Source organism: Flavobacterium sp. RSP49 (assembly GCF_003968735.1).
In the GTDB taxonomy this organism is placed as follows: Bacteria; Bacteroidota; Bacteroidia; order Flavobacteriales; family Flavobacteriaceae; genus Flavobacterium.
Map to the genome: position 1 here is coordinate 1 of NZ_RYDN01000050.1, position 13,473 is coordinate 13,473.

The 13,473-nt window shown below is 28.0% G+C and carries 13 protein-coding genes; 5 read left to right on the top strand and 8 right to left on the bottom strand.

Features of this window, described 5'->3' with window-relative positions; translation table 11 throughout:
* Positions 1–309: 309 nt before the first annotated feature.
* From EKM02_RS14225 to EKM02_RS14255, 7 genes are all read right to left on the bottom strand, one after another.
* On the bottom strand, positions 310–2,610 hold the full coding sequence (locus tag EKM02_RS14225) for a UvrD-helicase domain-containing protein (RefSeq protein WP_126456267.1): 2,301 nt from the start codon (positions 2,608–2,610) through the stop codon (positions 310–312).
* Positions 2,600–4,435 (bottom strand): ATP-dependent nuclease, encoded by a 1,836-nt coding sequence (locus EKM02_RS14230; protein ID WP_126456269.1) that lies wholly within the window; start codon positions 4,433–4,435, stop codon positions 2,600–2,602. Before EKM02_RS14230 ends, EKM02_RS14225 begins: the two co-directional genes overlap by 11 nt.
* A gap of 6 nt (positions 4,436–4,441) precedes the next feature.
* Positions 4,442–5,227 carry a hypothetical protein gene (locus EKM02_RS14235; RefSeq protein ID WP_158614764.1) on the bottom strand — a complete coding sequence of 262 codons (786 nt, stop codon included), beginning with the start codon at positions 5,225–5,227 and terminating at the stop codon, positions 4,442–4,444.
* Positions 5,169–5,660 carry a hypothetical protein gene (locus EKM02_RS14240; RefSeq protein WP_126456274.1) on the bottom strand — a complete coding sequence of 164 codons (492 nt, stop codon included), beginning with the start codon at positions 5,658–5,660 and terminating at the stop codon, positions 5,169–5,171. Before EKM02_RS14240 ends, EKM02_RS14235 begins: the two co-directional genes overlap by 59 nt.
* 9 nt (positions 5,661–5,669) lie before the next feature.
* On the bottom strand, positions 5,670–6,434 hold the full coding sequence (locus tag EKM02_RS14245; RefSeq protein ID WP_126456276.1) for a hypothetical protein: 765 nt from the start codon (positions 6,432–6,434) through the stop codon (positions 5,670–5,672).
* Positions 6,428–7,420, bottom strand: a complete 993-nt coding sequence (locus tag EKM02_RS14250; RefSeq protein WP_126456278.1) for a MarR family transcriptional regulator — start codon at positions 7,418–7,420, stop codon at positions 6,428–6,430. Before EKM02_RS14250 ends, EKM02_RS14245 begins: the two co-directional genes overlap by 7 nt.
* A 121-nt stretch (positions 7,421–7,541) precedes the next feature.
* Positions 7,542–8,297 (bottom strand): metallophosphoesterase, encoded by a 756-nt coding sequence (locus EKM02_RS14255; RefSeq protein WP_126456280.1) that lies wholly within the window; start codon positions 8,295–8,297, stop codon positions 7,542–7,544.
* A gap of 121 nt (positions 8,298–8,418) precedes the next feature.
* Between EKM02_RS14255 and EKM02_RS14260 the strand changes: the two genes are divergently transcribed.
* From EKM02_RS14260 to EKM02_RS15320, 5 genes are all read left to right on the top strand, one after another.
* A complete protein-coding gene (locus tag EKM02_RS14260) occupies positions 8,419–9,399 on the top strand; it encodes a CBASS oligonucleotide cyclase (protein ID WP_126456282.1) in 981 nt (326 codons plus the stop codon).
* Between the two features lie 4 nt (positions 9,400–9,403).
* Complete coding sequence (locus EKM02_RS14265; protein WP_126456284.1) at positions 9,404–9,916, top strand: hypothetical protein; 513 nt, start codon at positions 9,404–9,406, stop codon at positions 9,914–9,916.
* Complete coding sequence (locus EKM02_RS14270) at positions 9,916–10,800, top strand: ATP-binding protein (RefSeq protein ID WP_126456286.1); 885 nt, start codon at positions 9,916–9,918, stop codon at positions 10,798–10,800. Before EKM02_RS14265 ends, EKM02_RS14270 begins: the two co-directional genes overlap by 1 nt.
* On the top strand, positions 10,797–11,645 hold the full coding sequence (locus EKM02_RS14275) for an HU-CCDC81 and SPOR domain-containing protein (protein WP_126456288.1): 849 nt from the start codon (positions 10,797–10,799) through the stop codon (positions 11,643–11,645). The genes EKM02_RS14270 and EKM02_RS14275 overlap by 4 nt, the downstream gene beginning before the upstream one ends.
* Positions 11,646–11,723: 78 nt before the next feature.
* A complete protein-coding gene (locus tag EKM02_RS15320; RefSeq protein WP_126456290.1) occupies positions 11,724–11,918 on the top strand; it encodes an SEC-C metal-binding domain-containing protein in 195 nt (64 codons plus the stop codon).
* Positions 11,919–12,064: 146 nt separating this feature from the next.
* Here the strand turns inward: EKM02_RS15320 and EKM02_RS14285 are convergent, their stop codons facing one another.
* Entirely contained in the window at positions 12,065–13,195 is a 1,131-nt protein-coding gene (locus EKM02_RS14285; protein ID WP_126456292.1) for a hypothetical protein, read from the bottom strand.
* Between the last annotated feature and the right edge of the window lie 278 nt (positions 13,196–13,473).

Consider the following 13,473-nt stretch of genomic DNA (forward strand, 5'->3'; position numbering starts at 1 on the left):
ATAAATGGCGCACTTTGTTGCGGAATCGTGGTGTACTTTGCTCCGGAATGGGTGGTGTACTTTCGTCGGAATATCTAGTTGCGAAGCGTACGAGTTTTTGGGGAAAACTGTGCCAGAAAATTTTTTAGGAGCGTTGGCAAAGGAGTGACAATTTAAAACTAAAGTTTATCGTTAAAACTATACTAAAAATTTCTCTTTTTACGAAAATGTAATTAGCGAAATGAAGCAAACAAAGATTTGAGTTTAGGAATACGTGGAATAAACGAGAATTTTGTGCAGATGAATGAGATAATGGGTTTTGAAGATTTATTATTCTTGCACATTTTGAGAGTTGCTGTTTATAGGGGCTAAATCATAATCAATTTTCCAACCTGCATTTTTAAATTTTTCCAAATCATCTTTTACGTTTTCTTTTAAAACCGCAAAACATAACAAATGAGTTGGACGTGAAAAACCAACGTACATCATTTTTAAAGCTTGTTTTGCATTTGATCCTTCGCAAGAATGTGGTTCAAAATGAAGTGGATGAGTTTTACTTTCTTGTTTCTTTTTTGATTTATTTTTACTTGCTTCTTTGAGTTTTAAAGTTTCATATACTGGTTTGTCATAAGCTGTTTCAATGTACATTGTAGCAATGAGCGTTTGTCCTTTAACTGAATGTACAGAAGCTATATCAAAATTTAATTTCGTCTCATCAATGTCTTCTTTTTCAAGTATAATTTCTATAGTAAAAGTTGAAATAAATTCTTTTGATTCAGAAGTCAACTCAATAAGAAACCAATATTTAAAATCAGTTTCAATAAAATTTTTAACTGAATTAAACACAACCTCATAATCTTTTAATATGGCTATATCAAAAGACCATAAATATAATTTTTGTTTAAAGTTTTCATAAAATTCTTCACCATCATCATTTCTATAAGTTTTTATAGAGTCCATTAATTGGCTTATTGAAAATCTTATTTTTTGATAATATAAAACAGTCGTCAGAGCATTCAAAATAGACTTTCTAGCTGATTCTAAGGTTTTCTTTTCTTGGTCAAATAATTGAAGGTATTTGCTTAAAGTGGTAAAATATTCCTTCTTTGCTTTAGCTTCTTTTGAATATTCAGGAAAAACGTCAATTAATCGAATTTTTCCATCTTCTTTTTTTTCACTATCCCAGACAGTATTCCAAGCAACTATTTTAAAATTAGCTTTTTCCGATTTTTTATCTTTAATAATTTCCAAACAATCTAATTTGAAATCTTTAATAAGATATTCAAATTTATCTTTTAGCATATGCTTAGTTTCATTTGTAAATAATATCAAATGTGGTGGAATTTCATTCTCAGCATTTAACTTCTCATTTGATATTCCAATCTCATTTTTAAAATTAAATAAACCTCTCACCGTATATCCTCCTGATCTTTCAAGGACAAAACAATCAACTAGTTTTCCAATTGTTTTATTTAATCTTAAAGAATTTTGTAATGATAAATCTTTATACTTTTTTGGTTCTTTTGCTTGTCTAGTAATCCAATCACAAATTTCTCTGACATTGTTATAAATAGATTGATTCTTATCTCCAATTCTTTGAATAATTGTTGAAGAATCACTCTCAAAAAAGATTTCATCAATAATGTCTATTTGAAATTTTTCTAAATCTTGCATTTCATCAATAAAAACATATTTAAAACGCTTTTGAAGAATTGTTTTTATTTGAGGATAATTACACAAATACTCATTGCCTAATCTAAAAGAGTCGTTAAAGATTAAGTTTCCTGAGTTATAACTCTCTTCAAATATTTCTTTTAATTCTTTTCCTGAATTAGTTGAAGTTTGTAAATTGTAATTTAATCTTTCAGAAGTAAAATATGAATTCTTCTCGTTATATTTAAAGGATTTTATTACATCAAATAATGCAGAATTTTCTTTAGCATTTAGATCTAAAATTTTATTAAATTCTATGGCTATTTTTTTCTCAAATTCACTTAAATTAGAATCTTTTATTTTTTTATAATCATAATTCAAAGCGAGTTTCGTGTTTAAAAATTTAGCATTTTGAAGATTTAAAATTATTTTTTCAGCTTCTTCTTCATTTATTTGATAATCATATTTTAGTATAAAATCTTTATCAAGTTTATTGTATTTGCTTTTTGCAGCATTATATACAACCCAATATGCACTTCCCTTTTTTGACTTAACCTTTTTTAAAATATCTTTGTAAATAAAATCATCTTCATTTCTCTTTATATAAGATCCATACTTTTCAAAACAAGCTTGATTAGCCAAAAACTTATTTACAAAACTCTGTATTGTCCCAACAAAGTTTGGATATTCAAATAAGTTTGGGCAGTGTTTTTTTAGTTTTTTTTCAATTTCATCAACAGCCACATTTGTATGAGCTAAGACCAAAATTCCAGAGCCATCATCAAATGGTAATTGTTTTGATAAACAATATAGTTTTGCCATTAAGGCAGTTGTTTTTCCACTTCCAGGAACAGCTAACAAATCGCAAGTTTCAAGATTTTTGATAAATGGAATTCTTTCTTCTTTATCAAATTTACTTCCATTAATGAAAATTTGCTCAGCTTCTAATATGTGTATATCTTCTATTTCAATTTTCATTACAGGCGTGTTTTATAGCATCAATAAGATAAGTAATAGTATCGTTTTCATTAGTTACATTTATTTTATCTTCATTTAGTGAAATTTTATATGCAATTTCAGTTTTATCGATAGTTTTGTTTAAAAGTATTTTTGCAAGATTTTCCTCCCAATCATTATTTTTAAAAGTTTTTGGATGCGTTACTTTCAATACTTTTTTAAACTCATCGGATAAATAATTTGATTTTAATAAGCAATATTCAAATGTCCATAGATCTGATACGAAATGCAAAACACTTTTGCTTTTGTCAAATTCACCCTCTTTTCTTTTTCTTATACCGCTCTTAACATCATCATTTTGTGATACTCTATTAAGTTTATAAACTTTATTTTTGCCTTTTAAAATAGGCTTTCCATTTTCATCAATTTCCATTTCACGTTTAAATTCAGGCAAATCAATATCCGATATTACTGAAACAGGAATTTTCAATTCTTTTCCATCATTACGTAAAAATATCTTTGCAAAACGTAAATATGCAGTAGAACCAACATTTATTATTGAAACTTCTTTTTCTGTTAAATCATAACCAAGTCTTTTTGCTAAAATTGGTAATAAAATTTCTTCTGACCAACCTTCAACTAAAATAATGCCTTTTGCAAAAAATAAATTTGCTTTGGTTACATCAAGAAAACGTTCTAAAAATTTATAATCTTCTTTTGAGAGTTTGGTATACTTATCATTATTTTTGTCTTTGTTTTCTTCATTTGCGTCTTCACCTAAAGGAAAAACATTGTTGTCTTTGCATAGTATAAGATTATGAAGCTTTACTTTTGAAGCCAAATTTGGACTATGTGTAGATAAAATAAATTGAGCTTCAGTTTCATTTTGTAGTGCTTCAATAATTTTCATTTGTGCTTGTGGATGAAGATGTGCTTCAAGCTCTTCAATTAAACACAATCGTAATCCATTCCAATTGTCATTTTTTAAATGCAGTAGTTCTGCTGCCATATATAAACGGTTCATTGTTCCTAGACCCAAATTTTGTTTTCCTATAATTCCAAGAGATATTTTTTCAAGAATATTTTTAATTTCAGGATTGCCAATTTCTAGTTTAGATTTGTGTTCATCATCAATAAATTTTCCTAATGATATATCAATGTTTTCTTTTATCAAAGCCTTGTTTGTTGAGTCAAATTCATTTGTTTTGCAATCATCGGTAAACCACTCATTTATTAAATTATTAGCATCTTCAAAAATATTTTCAAATTCGTGAGTACTGTTCTTGTCTTTCTTTTTGAATAGTTTATGTTCTTTGAGTATTTGTGATAATCTTGAATTCTTTTTTGCCGTTAAATCATAATCTGCATCACGTAAAGCTTTTAAATAAGTTGATTTCAAATAATCTCTAGCTTCTGCATTTAATTGATGTCCTGTTTGGTCCATTCCAGCTTTGACATCAGCAGGAAGAATTCTATCAGCAGTTCTGCTAACTTCATAAATTAATCGCAAAATCGGTTTTGCATTTACGCCTTCTCCTTCCCAACCCAACCATTCTATAAAGTTTTTAGCTTCATTTGGTTCTAATCCTTTAAATTCAAGCTCGATTCTTAAATTATAAGTGTCTTTATGAAAATCTGTTTCTTCAACTTTAATCCATTCGTAAGCGTGAGTTTTTAAAACTAATTTAATTGCATCTATAATAGCAGTTTTACCAGAATCATTCTCGCCAATTAATACATTTAAACCTTTGTTAAAAGGAACAATTAAATTAGGTTTTTCAATATTCAATAGGTCATCTGACCCGTATTTTCTAAAATTCCAAAGTTTGAGTACTGATAGATACATAGATTTTTATTTAGTTGAAACTGTTCCCGTTTGCTTTAATCCATTAACATTTCGTCTTGAAAATGTAGCAGTGCCAGAATGAAATATATCAAATATTATATTCAAACAATATCGCTTTTCAAGTTCTTCTTTAATTCTTTTTGCTTGTTTGTTTGGTTTACCCGAAATCATTAGACTAGGAGCAATATGTATTGGATTTTCTACTTTTGCCGTATTAGTTAAAATGTCTTTTCTTAATTCATTTACAACACCTATAAAATTGAATAATAGTTCCGGAAATGGGTTAAATTGTTTTACTTCACAAAAAGTCATCAAATCTTTATTTTCTACAAAACAAAATCTCCTTTTAGTATCGTAGTATTCTACTGTTTCGTTAACGGAATCTTTTTTTATAATACTTATGTCAGGTGTTGTAAATATTTCATTATGATGCGAGGATTGTACCGCTAGATTATGCTGAATTTCGAAAATATAATCTTTACCTTCGATGTTTTTAGTTACTTTAAAATGTGAAAAATTAGATTGTACACCTGATGTAGAGCATTTGTATCTGTATTTTCCAACTTGAAGGTTTTCGATTGACGCTAAATAGTTGTTATTCTCATAAAAAGTTACGATGTGATTAAAACAACTCATTTCAAAAAAATCACTCATTCTAGTTGCTTGATTTGCAACTGTTGACTTAAACTTATTTACAAATGCTATAATTTCTTTTTCAAGTAATGCTTTTTCTTTAAAAGGGGAGATCGTCTTCAATATTTTTTCCGATTCCTTTATCGTTTCTGTCGTCATAAGTATCCAATGATTTTATTCTTTTTAAATTTGATAAAAATTCTTTGGTTTCTGTGTAATCAAAATCATTTTCAGAAATTCCAAATTTTTTAATTAATGTTCGATAATTAATTACTAGTGCTAAGATTTTATTTTTCTCTTCAAAGGTTAAATCATAACTTCCCATTGAAATTGTATCTGCTTTACTTATAGAATTTACTATTCCATAAAACTTAACGGCTCCGTCTAAATTTGAAACTACTCGTTTATGAAAAATTGATAAAGCAATAAGTAGTTCTAATGTCTCATTATAATCGTTTAAAAATTTAAAACGTGGTGAGTTTTCTACCAAAAAATTAGCTTCTTTTACTCTGTCTTGAAACTCTTTATATATTTGATTAGCTAATTTAAAGGGAAGTCCGTAAGTAAAAATATTTATTATTGGTGTACTCATCTGCATTTCTTAAAGATTAAAAGCCCCAATTAACAACCCAAACAACTCTTCTACATCAACATTTCCGGCACCCATTTCTTTGAAAATTTGTTTATCTGGTAAATCATCTTTTACAACTTCTGCAAAATTTGCAATATCTGATTTAATGCTTTCTGCAATGGTAAAGTTATCTTCTGGAGTTAGTAGCAGTAACAATCTAAAAATATCCATTTTATGTTTTCGCAATTGCTTCTCGTCAATTTTTTCTCCGTTTTCTTTTCGGGTTTTATAATCAAGAAATGCTTTGGCTTTTAAGCCAATTAACGCTTCAGTATTTGCCAAATGTATTCCGTTGTCTAATTGGCTGTGTTGAATTGTGAAATTGTAATAATCATCATCCATTAGGATTGCCGATAAACTCGAAATTTCTGTATCAACAGGAATTGGAGTTAGGTGTGTTCCTTCGTCCAAATCTAATAAATCTGGAATTCTTGAGAATAGTTCGATTTGAAAAGGAAATTCTTCTACTTGCGGTTTTTGAAAACGATAGTATTTTCTGTCTTCTTCGCTTTTCTCTCTGACATCATAATTTCCTTGTTTTATAAACTCCCAAAAATGAGTAACAAATTCGGGACTTAATGCCTCAATAACCAAAATTATGTCAATATCTTTGGTTGCTCTTGGTGTTAAACCAATATTGTCAATGATGATATCACAAGCTGTCCCTCCGATAATTATGTAATTATCTGTAAAATCTTTAAAATGCTGTCTGAAAATTTCTAAACCTCTTACCATACGTATTTTTCTATTATTTGGTCTAATGCCATATCTGTTCTTTCGTCAATAAACCCGTCTTTCAAACTAATGTATAAAGACAATGGATCTACATTGTTTTTTTTTGTTATTCCTTTTGCTATTAATTCTGGATTGTATTTCCAAACTTCTAAAGCGTAATTTCCGCTTTCATTATTTAGATTTATTAATTGATTGTTTTTTTCTAACTCGTAGAATTTAGTTTTTTCTATGGCAAAATATTCCAATTTACTTGGGTTCATATCGCTGTATTCTTCCAATGCCGTAGTGTTAGAGCAGTACATTTTTATTGCTGGTTTTTCATCTACATAAACTGTTTTAAAGACTGGATTTACAAGATACTTTTCTGTGCTTTTCCAAAGTTTTTGCACATCATTTTCAAATATAATATTTTTTTCTTTGGTTCCAACAACCTCAACAATAGCTAGTCTTTTCAAGTTTTCAATTGCTTTCGTTATTCCCATTTGTGTGTATCGAAATTTTTCTGCCAGTTCTTTGAAGGTGTATTTACTTAAACTATCATCTTTGTGCAGTATTTGATATAGTAAGATTAATTGTGCTGAAGGAAGTAATAGAAATTCTTTTTGAAATGCTTTGTCTTTATTGAAATCTTGAATATCTATAAGTAATTCTGCGAGAAACAATTGTTTTCCTGGAACAATGAAACTAATTTTTTGGTCAATAAGCCTTTTTCTATTTATTGCCGTGATGTCTTCGGTAACAATGATAATTTTTTCACCTAATACTTTTTGGATTGCAACAACTTGTTGTCTTAATTGTGCAGCATTAAAAGCGTCTTCTTTATTGACCTGTACTAATATTAATTTGTGATTGTGTAAATGAGTTACATAAAAATTAAAATTATTCTTGAAAATGTAAGGTAATTTATTGGTGTAGTCATTTGGCAGCTCTTTTATTTCAAGGTCTTTGCCTAGTATTTGATGGATGTATTCTTTTAACTTTTCCATAATAAACTAATAATTGTTATAATAAACTTGATAGGTTTATTGTGCAAATATAGGTTTATTATATTAAATATCAATTTATTAATGTATAATTACATAAATCTATGTATAAGTGTAAACTTATTTATACTGTAATATAAGCTTTAGAATTAAAACCTATATTCTCATTGTATTTAACATATCCCAATTGATTGGTAACTAATTTAGTGTTTCCAATTTCAAAATCTCGAACATTAGAATGATGGTGTCCATAAATCCAATAATCAATATTGCTGTCCTCGATTAAGACTGTTAAGTTGGTTGCAAAAGCTTCGTTGATTTTACTATTGACATATTTTTCTGGATAGTTTACAAAAGTTGGTGCGTGATGTGAAACTACAATTGTTTTATTTTCTGATTTCATTGCTAATGCTTTTTGAAGAAACTCTTTGCTTTCTTGGTGAAGCAAATTATAATCATCGACATTAAATAATCGATCCTTGTACTTTATTACTTTAAAATCGGATATTGCTTGTTGAATAGTCCAATGCTTGGCTTGTGATATATTTGACCAAAGTGTAGAAAAAATTAAATTAACTCCGGAAACTTCTTTAACGCAATTGTTTACTAAAAAGATATTCTCTCTAATTTTTGTATCTAAAATTCCGCTGCTATCAACTTTGTAATAGTAATACTCGTGATTTCCGGGTATCCAAAAAGTAGTTTTGAAATGTCTTGAAATATAATTGAAAAAATCTTGATGGTCGTCCATTATTTTAAAAGGCACAATATCTCCAGCTAAAATAAGTATATCAGCTATTGGTTCTATTGGATTATCAAGAATGTACTCTTTGTTGTCTGGGAATTCAAGATGTAGATCGGAGCAATATTGGATTTTCATTTATAATATTATTAGGCTACAGAAAAATTAAAGTAAAAGTAATTTAATTTTAAAAAATATGACAAATTGACACATAAAAAAATATGGTTTGCCTTTTGATATAATTAATAAAATTATTCCTATGAAATTAGATAACAACCAATTACACTTCTTTATTGATAAAATAAAATTGAAGCCTGAAAATATGCAAAAGTATAGAGATCAGATAAACAATTTAAAACAAAAATTAGAAGATAAAATAAAAAATGACAATAGAACTGGGCTAAAGGTTTCTAAATATATATTAGCTGGTTCTTGGAAAAAGCATACAATATTGAAGCCTACTGGAGAGCATCCAATTGATATTGATCTAGTTTTATTTGTTACAGGAGATGATAAAATCCAAAACGACCTAAAAAAATTACACGATTTTATAGTAAAATATTTAGAAGAAATATATCCTCAAAAAGACATTAATAAAGATGTTGATGCTGAAGGAAATACAAAATCAATCACAATCACTTTTACTGGAACTGGTTTGCAAATAGATATAGTTCCAGTTGTTCCTCTTCCCGAACCAGTTGATTATGTTTGGCAACCACAAAGAGGCGGAGGCGGTAAATACATTACAAGTGTTTCTAAACATTTATTACATAATCTTGAATTAAGAAGAAATAATTCTTCTTATTCTTCAATCGTTAGGGCTTTGAAATGGTGGAAAAACTACAAAGAGATAAACCCAACGGATACTGAGCCAGGTATTTCTTCATTTGTTATTGAATTAATTGTTGCGTATTTGGAAGCAAATTACGGTGTTGAAGAAAATATAGAAGAGGGAATTATTAGATTTTTTCAATTTGTTAGTTCTGAAAACTTTCCAGAAATTACTTTTGAGAATGCTATAAATGAAATTCCTTCATATCAATCTTCAATATTTGTTGCTGATGATACGAATAATGAAAATAATGCTTCAAAAAAAATAAATAATACTATTTGGAAAGAAATAAAAGCAGAAGCAGAAGATGCATTTGATTCTCTTAATATTGCTCAATCTAAAAATTTTGAAGGAGAAACAATTGAGGAATGGAAAAGAGTTTTTGGACCAACATTTAATATAAAATAGAAATATGTACAATACAATTACGAACACAAGCACTTATACAGTTATTGATATAAGAAAAACATTTGAAGGATGTGAAACAGATATTAGAACGATTGCTAGGAGAACTGGTAAATGGGAAGTAAGTTATGCAGATAATGTTTTTAACGATATTATGATTTATGCAGAAAATGAATATTTAAAATCGGTAGATATTGTTTTACTAAATGAGAACAATACTGTTTTAAGAGCATCAAAATTTGTTGTAAATGCAAATGGAACTGCAATTTCGAGTGAAAGAGCAGGAAACAATAATGATTGGAATAATTTGCCAGATACACACCTATCTGTGATATTGTCTTTTTCTAAAAAATGGAATGATCTTACAGCAACTGATAAAAGTAATTTCCAAAAGAATAATAATTTTAAATTGTCTTGGAGTACTACTAATATAGACAATTCTTTCCCTCATTTAAGTAATTCTCAAGGGCAATTATATGGAAGTAAAGGCTACGAATTACAAAAAACAACTTATAAATAATGGCTACAATTTTTGATAACACAATCGAATTACCAAATTCAGAAATACAAGAGAGAACGAAAAATCTAATAGGATTTGATACAAAATTTAATAGAATATACTCCAATTTAAAATTATTATTAGACCAGGATAGTTTGATAGAATGGAGCAAAAAATTCCACAAAGTTGAATTACCAATTATTGGTCAATTAAAGGATAAATATCCTTTAATAATTTTGGCAGGTGATGCTGGAACCGGAAAAACAGTTTCGGCTGAATCAATTGCTGATAGAATGACAAGAGAGTTGAAAAAGGAAGGTTTTTTTCTAAAATTAAGTACAAGAGTAAGAGGAGAAGGATTACACGGACAGATGGGCAATTTAGTTAATGATGCTTTTGCGGAATTAAAAGTTCAGGCAGGTAAAAAACGTATTGCATTTTTATTAATAGATGAAGCTGATGCAATTGCAACAACGCGTTCTACATCACAAATGCATCAGGAAGAAAAAGCTGCTGTAAACACATTAATTCAGAAAATCGATGAAATTAGAGAATTGAATGGAAGAGCTGTTGTTTTTATGTCAACTAACAGACTACATTTTATTGATGAAGCAATTATTAGAAGAGCTGCAATTATTTTAGAATTTGAAAGACCAACTACTGAAGAAAGAAAAGAACTTTTTTCTAAAAGTCTTATAGGTTTGGATTTTACAGAAGAGCAATTAAATAAATTAGCAAATATCACTAGTCCAGAAAAGAATGATGATTTAGGGTATTCCTTTTCAGATATTAGATTAAAAATTTTACCAGAGGCAATCGCAAATGCTTACCCGAATAAAGCATTAAGTTTTGAAATTATACTGGAAACAATTTCAACTGTCAAACCAAGCCCTAAAATATTATGACAACAAGACTTTCAAACATAGTAGTTCTAATAATTTTTGGTGGATTTATACTTTTTAGGACATTTTTTCCAGCCAATGAAAACGACCAGTTATCAAGCACACTGTTTAATCTTTCGATTGAACTTGTAGGCGGGATTATTTTGTATGGATTACTTCAATTATTGCAAAACATTAAACAACTAAAATTCTATTATCAAACCCAATTTCTTTATCGCAAAAAGGACATTCGTTTATCGTTAGCTTATTTATACCGTATCAAAATTGACAATAAATATTTATTAGTAAAAAGTAACCATCGAGACTATTTTCAACCAGTTGGAGGAGCTTACAAAACTTTACCTGGTTCAGAAAAAATATTTGAAAAACTAGATGTAAAATCCGATAGATTAATTGAAACGGAGAAAGGTATTGCAAAAGGAGATTTGAGAGTATTTGTAAAAGGTATAAATGTAATAGAATTTTTAGAATGGTATTATTCTAAGGAAGATAGAGAGATTTCACCTTGGAGAGAATTCTGTGAGGAATTAATATCTACTGATATATTACATTGGAAAGATTTTAAATTTATTGATTATAAATTTAAAGGATCTATTAAAACACCTATTATCAATTTAGACAGTGGAGATAAGGGTATATTTATTTTTGATGTTTACGATTTTGTTCCTAATAATGATCAGATCAAAATTTTAAGGGATTTATTGAGTTTAGGAGATACCGAAAAATATATTTGGGTTGACGAATATTTTATTAATCGTTTAGGACACGACGAAAGGACGAAAAAATATGTTTATAAAATTGGGAAGCATACTAAATGGGCATTAAATCTTAAATGGGATAATGGATAAGTAAAGCATATATTTATTTGAATCTAATTGTTTTTCAACTCATTCTTTTTAAATTAATTATTAACAGTAAACCAGCATTTGCATAGTAAACTTGATAGAGTTTCTATTTGCTTCTGTGGTAGTGGCAAAAAGTACAGAAAATGTCATAAAAAGGGCTACGATATTTTATCAAAATTTACTATTGATAACGTCCATTTATTTATAAATGCCTTGATAGAAACTAATGAATATATATTGGCTGTACAAAAGAAATCTTTCGGATTACATTTTTAGTTTAATTATAAAATCTCAAATTTTACTAATTAATCATTTAAAATGCTTGTACTTTCTTGTAATTATTTCATAAAGATTTTTAAGTAGCACATTTTTATTGTATGTTTTTAAGTTTTTGAATAGAAGTTCTTTCTCACTTATTAATATTATATTGTCTTTAAAGTATCCATTACTTTATTTGAATTCAATCTTAAATGATCTAGTTTTAACATATCATCAAAAACAGATAATGCTCTTTCGATTTGATTTTTGTTTGTCTTAAAATTATTGTTTAAACTACTATAAATTGATAATACTAATTGGACTGGCTCCGCATCATAATGCCCCCTATCTTGAACAGTAGTTACTTTATTAAACTTCATATTTTCTAACAATTCTAAACATTCGTTAGGATAATCTTTTGCACATTGTAATAAATATTGCAAAAAGTACCTTGGTTGATTCCTGAATAATATTGTTTTAGAATATTTTTTCATTAAAGGAAGTAGCTCTTTAAAGTTTGAATTATTAAATTTTCTTAAAATTAAAGTTGAATAAGAACTTGCAAAATCATCATCAATTTGATTTATGAATTCAAATAAAATAGCTAAACATTTTTTATCCATCAATGCCTTTGCAAATATATTTTCTTCTGCAATATGCAATGCTTGTAATTTTGCTTTTTTACTACTATTTATAAATCTATTATAATATTGTTTGTTATTATCGTAACCTAATAACCAACTATGAACTATCAAATAACTGCCTTTATCGTGTAATTCTTCATTTTTAATGGCTTTATCCATTAATGGTAGCATATTTGAGTAAAACTTCTTATTAAAGAAACTAGCCGATTTAAAACAGTATTTAAGTATTAGGGCATCATTTGTATCTGTTAGTTTAATGAAAATTTTAAAAGCTCTATTAATATCTAAATAATTAAGATATGCAAGGTTTAACAATATCGCAACTTTCACAGAAGTTTGACTATCATCACAAGCATTTTCAACCGTAGTGAAAATAGTATCACAAAATTTGATATCGTAATAACAATGAATTATTCTATGAATTGCTGCACCCCTTACCGAATTTAAGCTATCAAAATGTGGATCTGTTGGATTATTACTTTTTTCTGGATGTGAATGATTTAATGCTAAATTAGACAAATATTCTAAGATTTCATTATCGACAACCTTTTCATCAATGAAGTAACTTACATTCCAGATGGAGCTTAAAGTATTTGATAAATCGAGATTGAATTTTATTAATTTTAAATAAAGTTCTTTTACTAATATCACATTAAACTTCCCTTTTATTAAACCATCAATACCTGATGAAATATAATCTATCGAAATATTTTGAATATCAAATAAATCCCTAACCAGTGGATAAAATTTATTTGCATCGTTAGTTACCTCGTCTCTAAAGGTATTTGAGTGCTCACGTTTTCCGCCTTTAAAAGTGTCGTTAAATCTATCCCTAACATAATTGTCATTAAATTAGATATTCCGACGAAAGTACACCACCCATTCCGGAGCAAAGTACACCACGATTCCGCAACAAAGTGCGCCATTTA

Coding starts and splice junctions, on each gene's coding strand:
- EKM02_RS14225 (WP_126456267.1), bottom strand. CDS start 2,610: ATGAAAATTGAAATAGAAGATATACACATATTAGAAGCTGAGCAAATT.
- EKM02_RS14230 (WP_126456269.1), bottom strand. CDS start 4,435: ATGTATCTATCAGTACTCAAACTTTGGAATTTTAGAAAATACGGGTCA.
- EKM02_RS14235 (WP_158614764.1), bottom strand. CDS start 5,227: ATGACGACAGAAACGATAAAGGAATCGGAAAAAATATTGAAGACGATC.
- EKM02_RS14240 (WP_126456274.1), bottom strand. CDS start 5,660: ATGAGTACACCAATAATAAATATTTTTACTTACGGACTTCCCTTTAAA.
- EKM02_RS14245 (WP_126456276.1), bottom strand. CDS start 6,434: ATGGTAAGAGGTTTAGAAATTTTCAGACAGCATTTTAAAGATTTTACA.
- EKM02_RS14250 (WP_126456278.1), bottom strand. CDS start 7,420: ATGGAAAAGTTAAAAGAATACATCCATCAAATACTAGGCAAAGACCTT.
- EKM02_RS14255 (WP_126456280.1), bottom strand. CDS start 8,297: ATGAAAATCCAATATTGCTCCGATCTACATCTTGAATTCCCAGACAAC.
- EKM02_RS14260 (WP_126456282.1), top strand. CDS start 8,419: ATGAAATTAGATAACAACCAATTACACTTCTTTATTGATAAAATAAAA.
- EKM02_RS14265 (WP_126456284.1), top strand. CDS start 9,404: ATGTACAATACAATTACGAACACAAGCACTTATACAGTTATTGATATA.
- EKM02_RS14270 (WP_126456286.1), top strand. CDS start 9,916: ATGGCTACAATTTTTGATAACACAATCGAATTACCAAATTCAGAAATA.
- EKM02_RS14275 (WP_126456288.1), top strand. CDS start 10,797: ATGACAACAAGACTTTCAAACATAGTAGTTCTAATAATTTTTGGTGGA.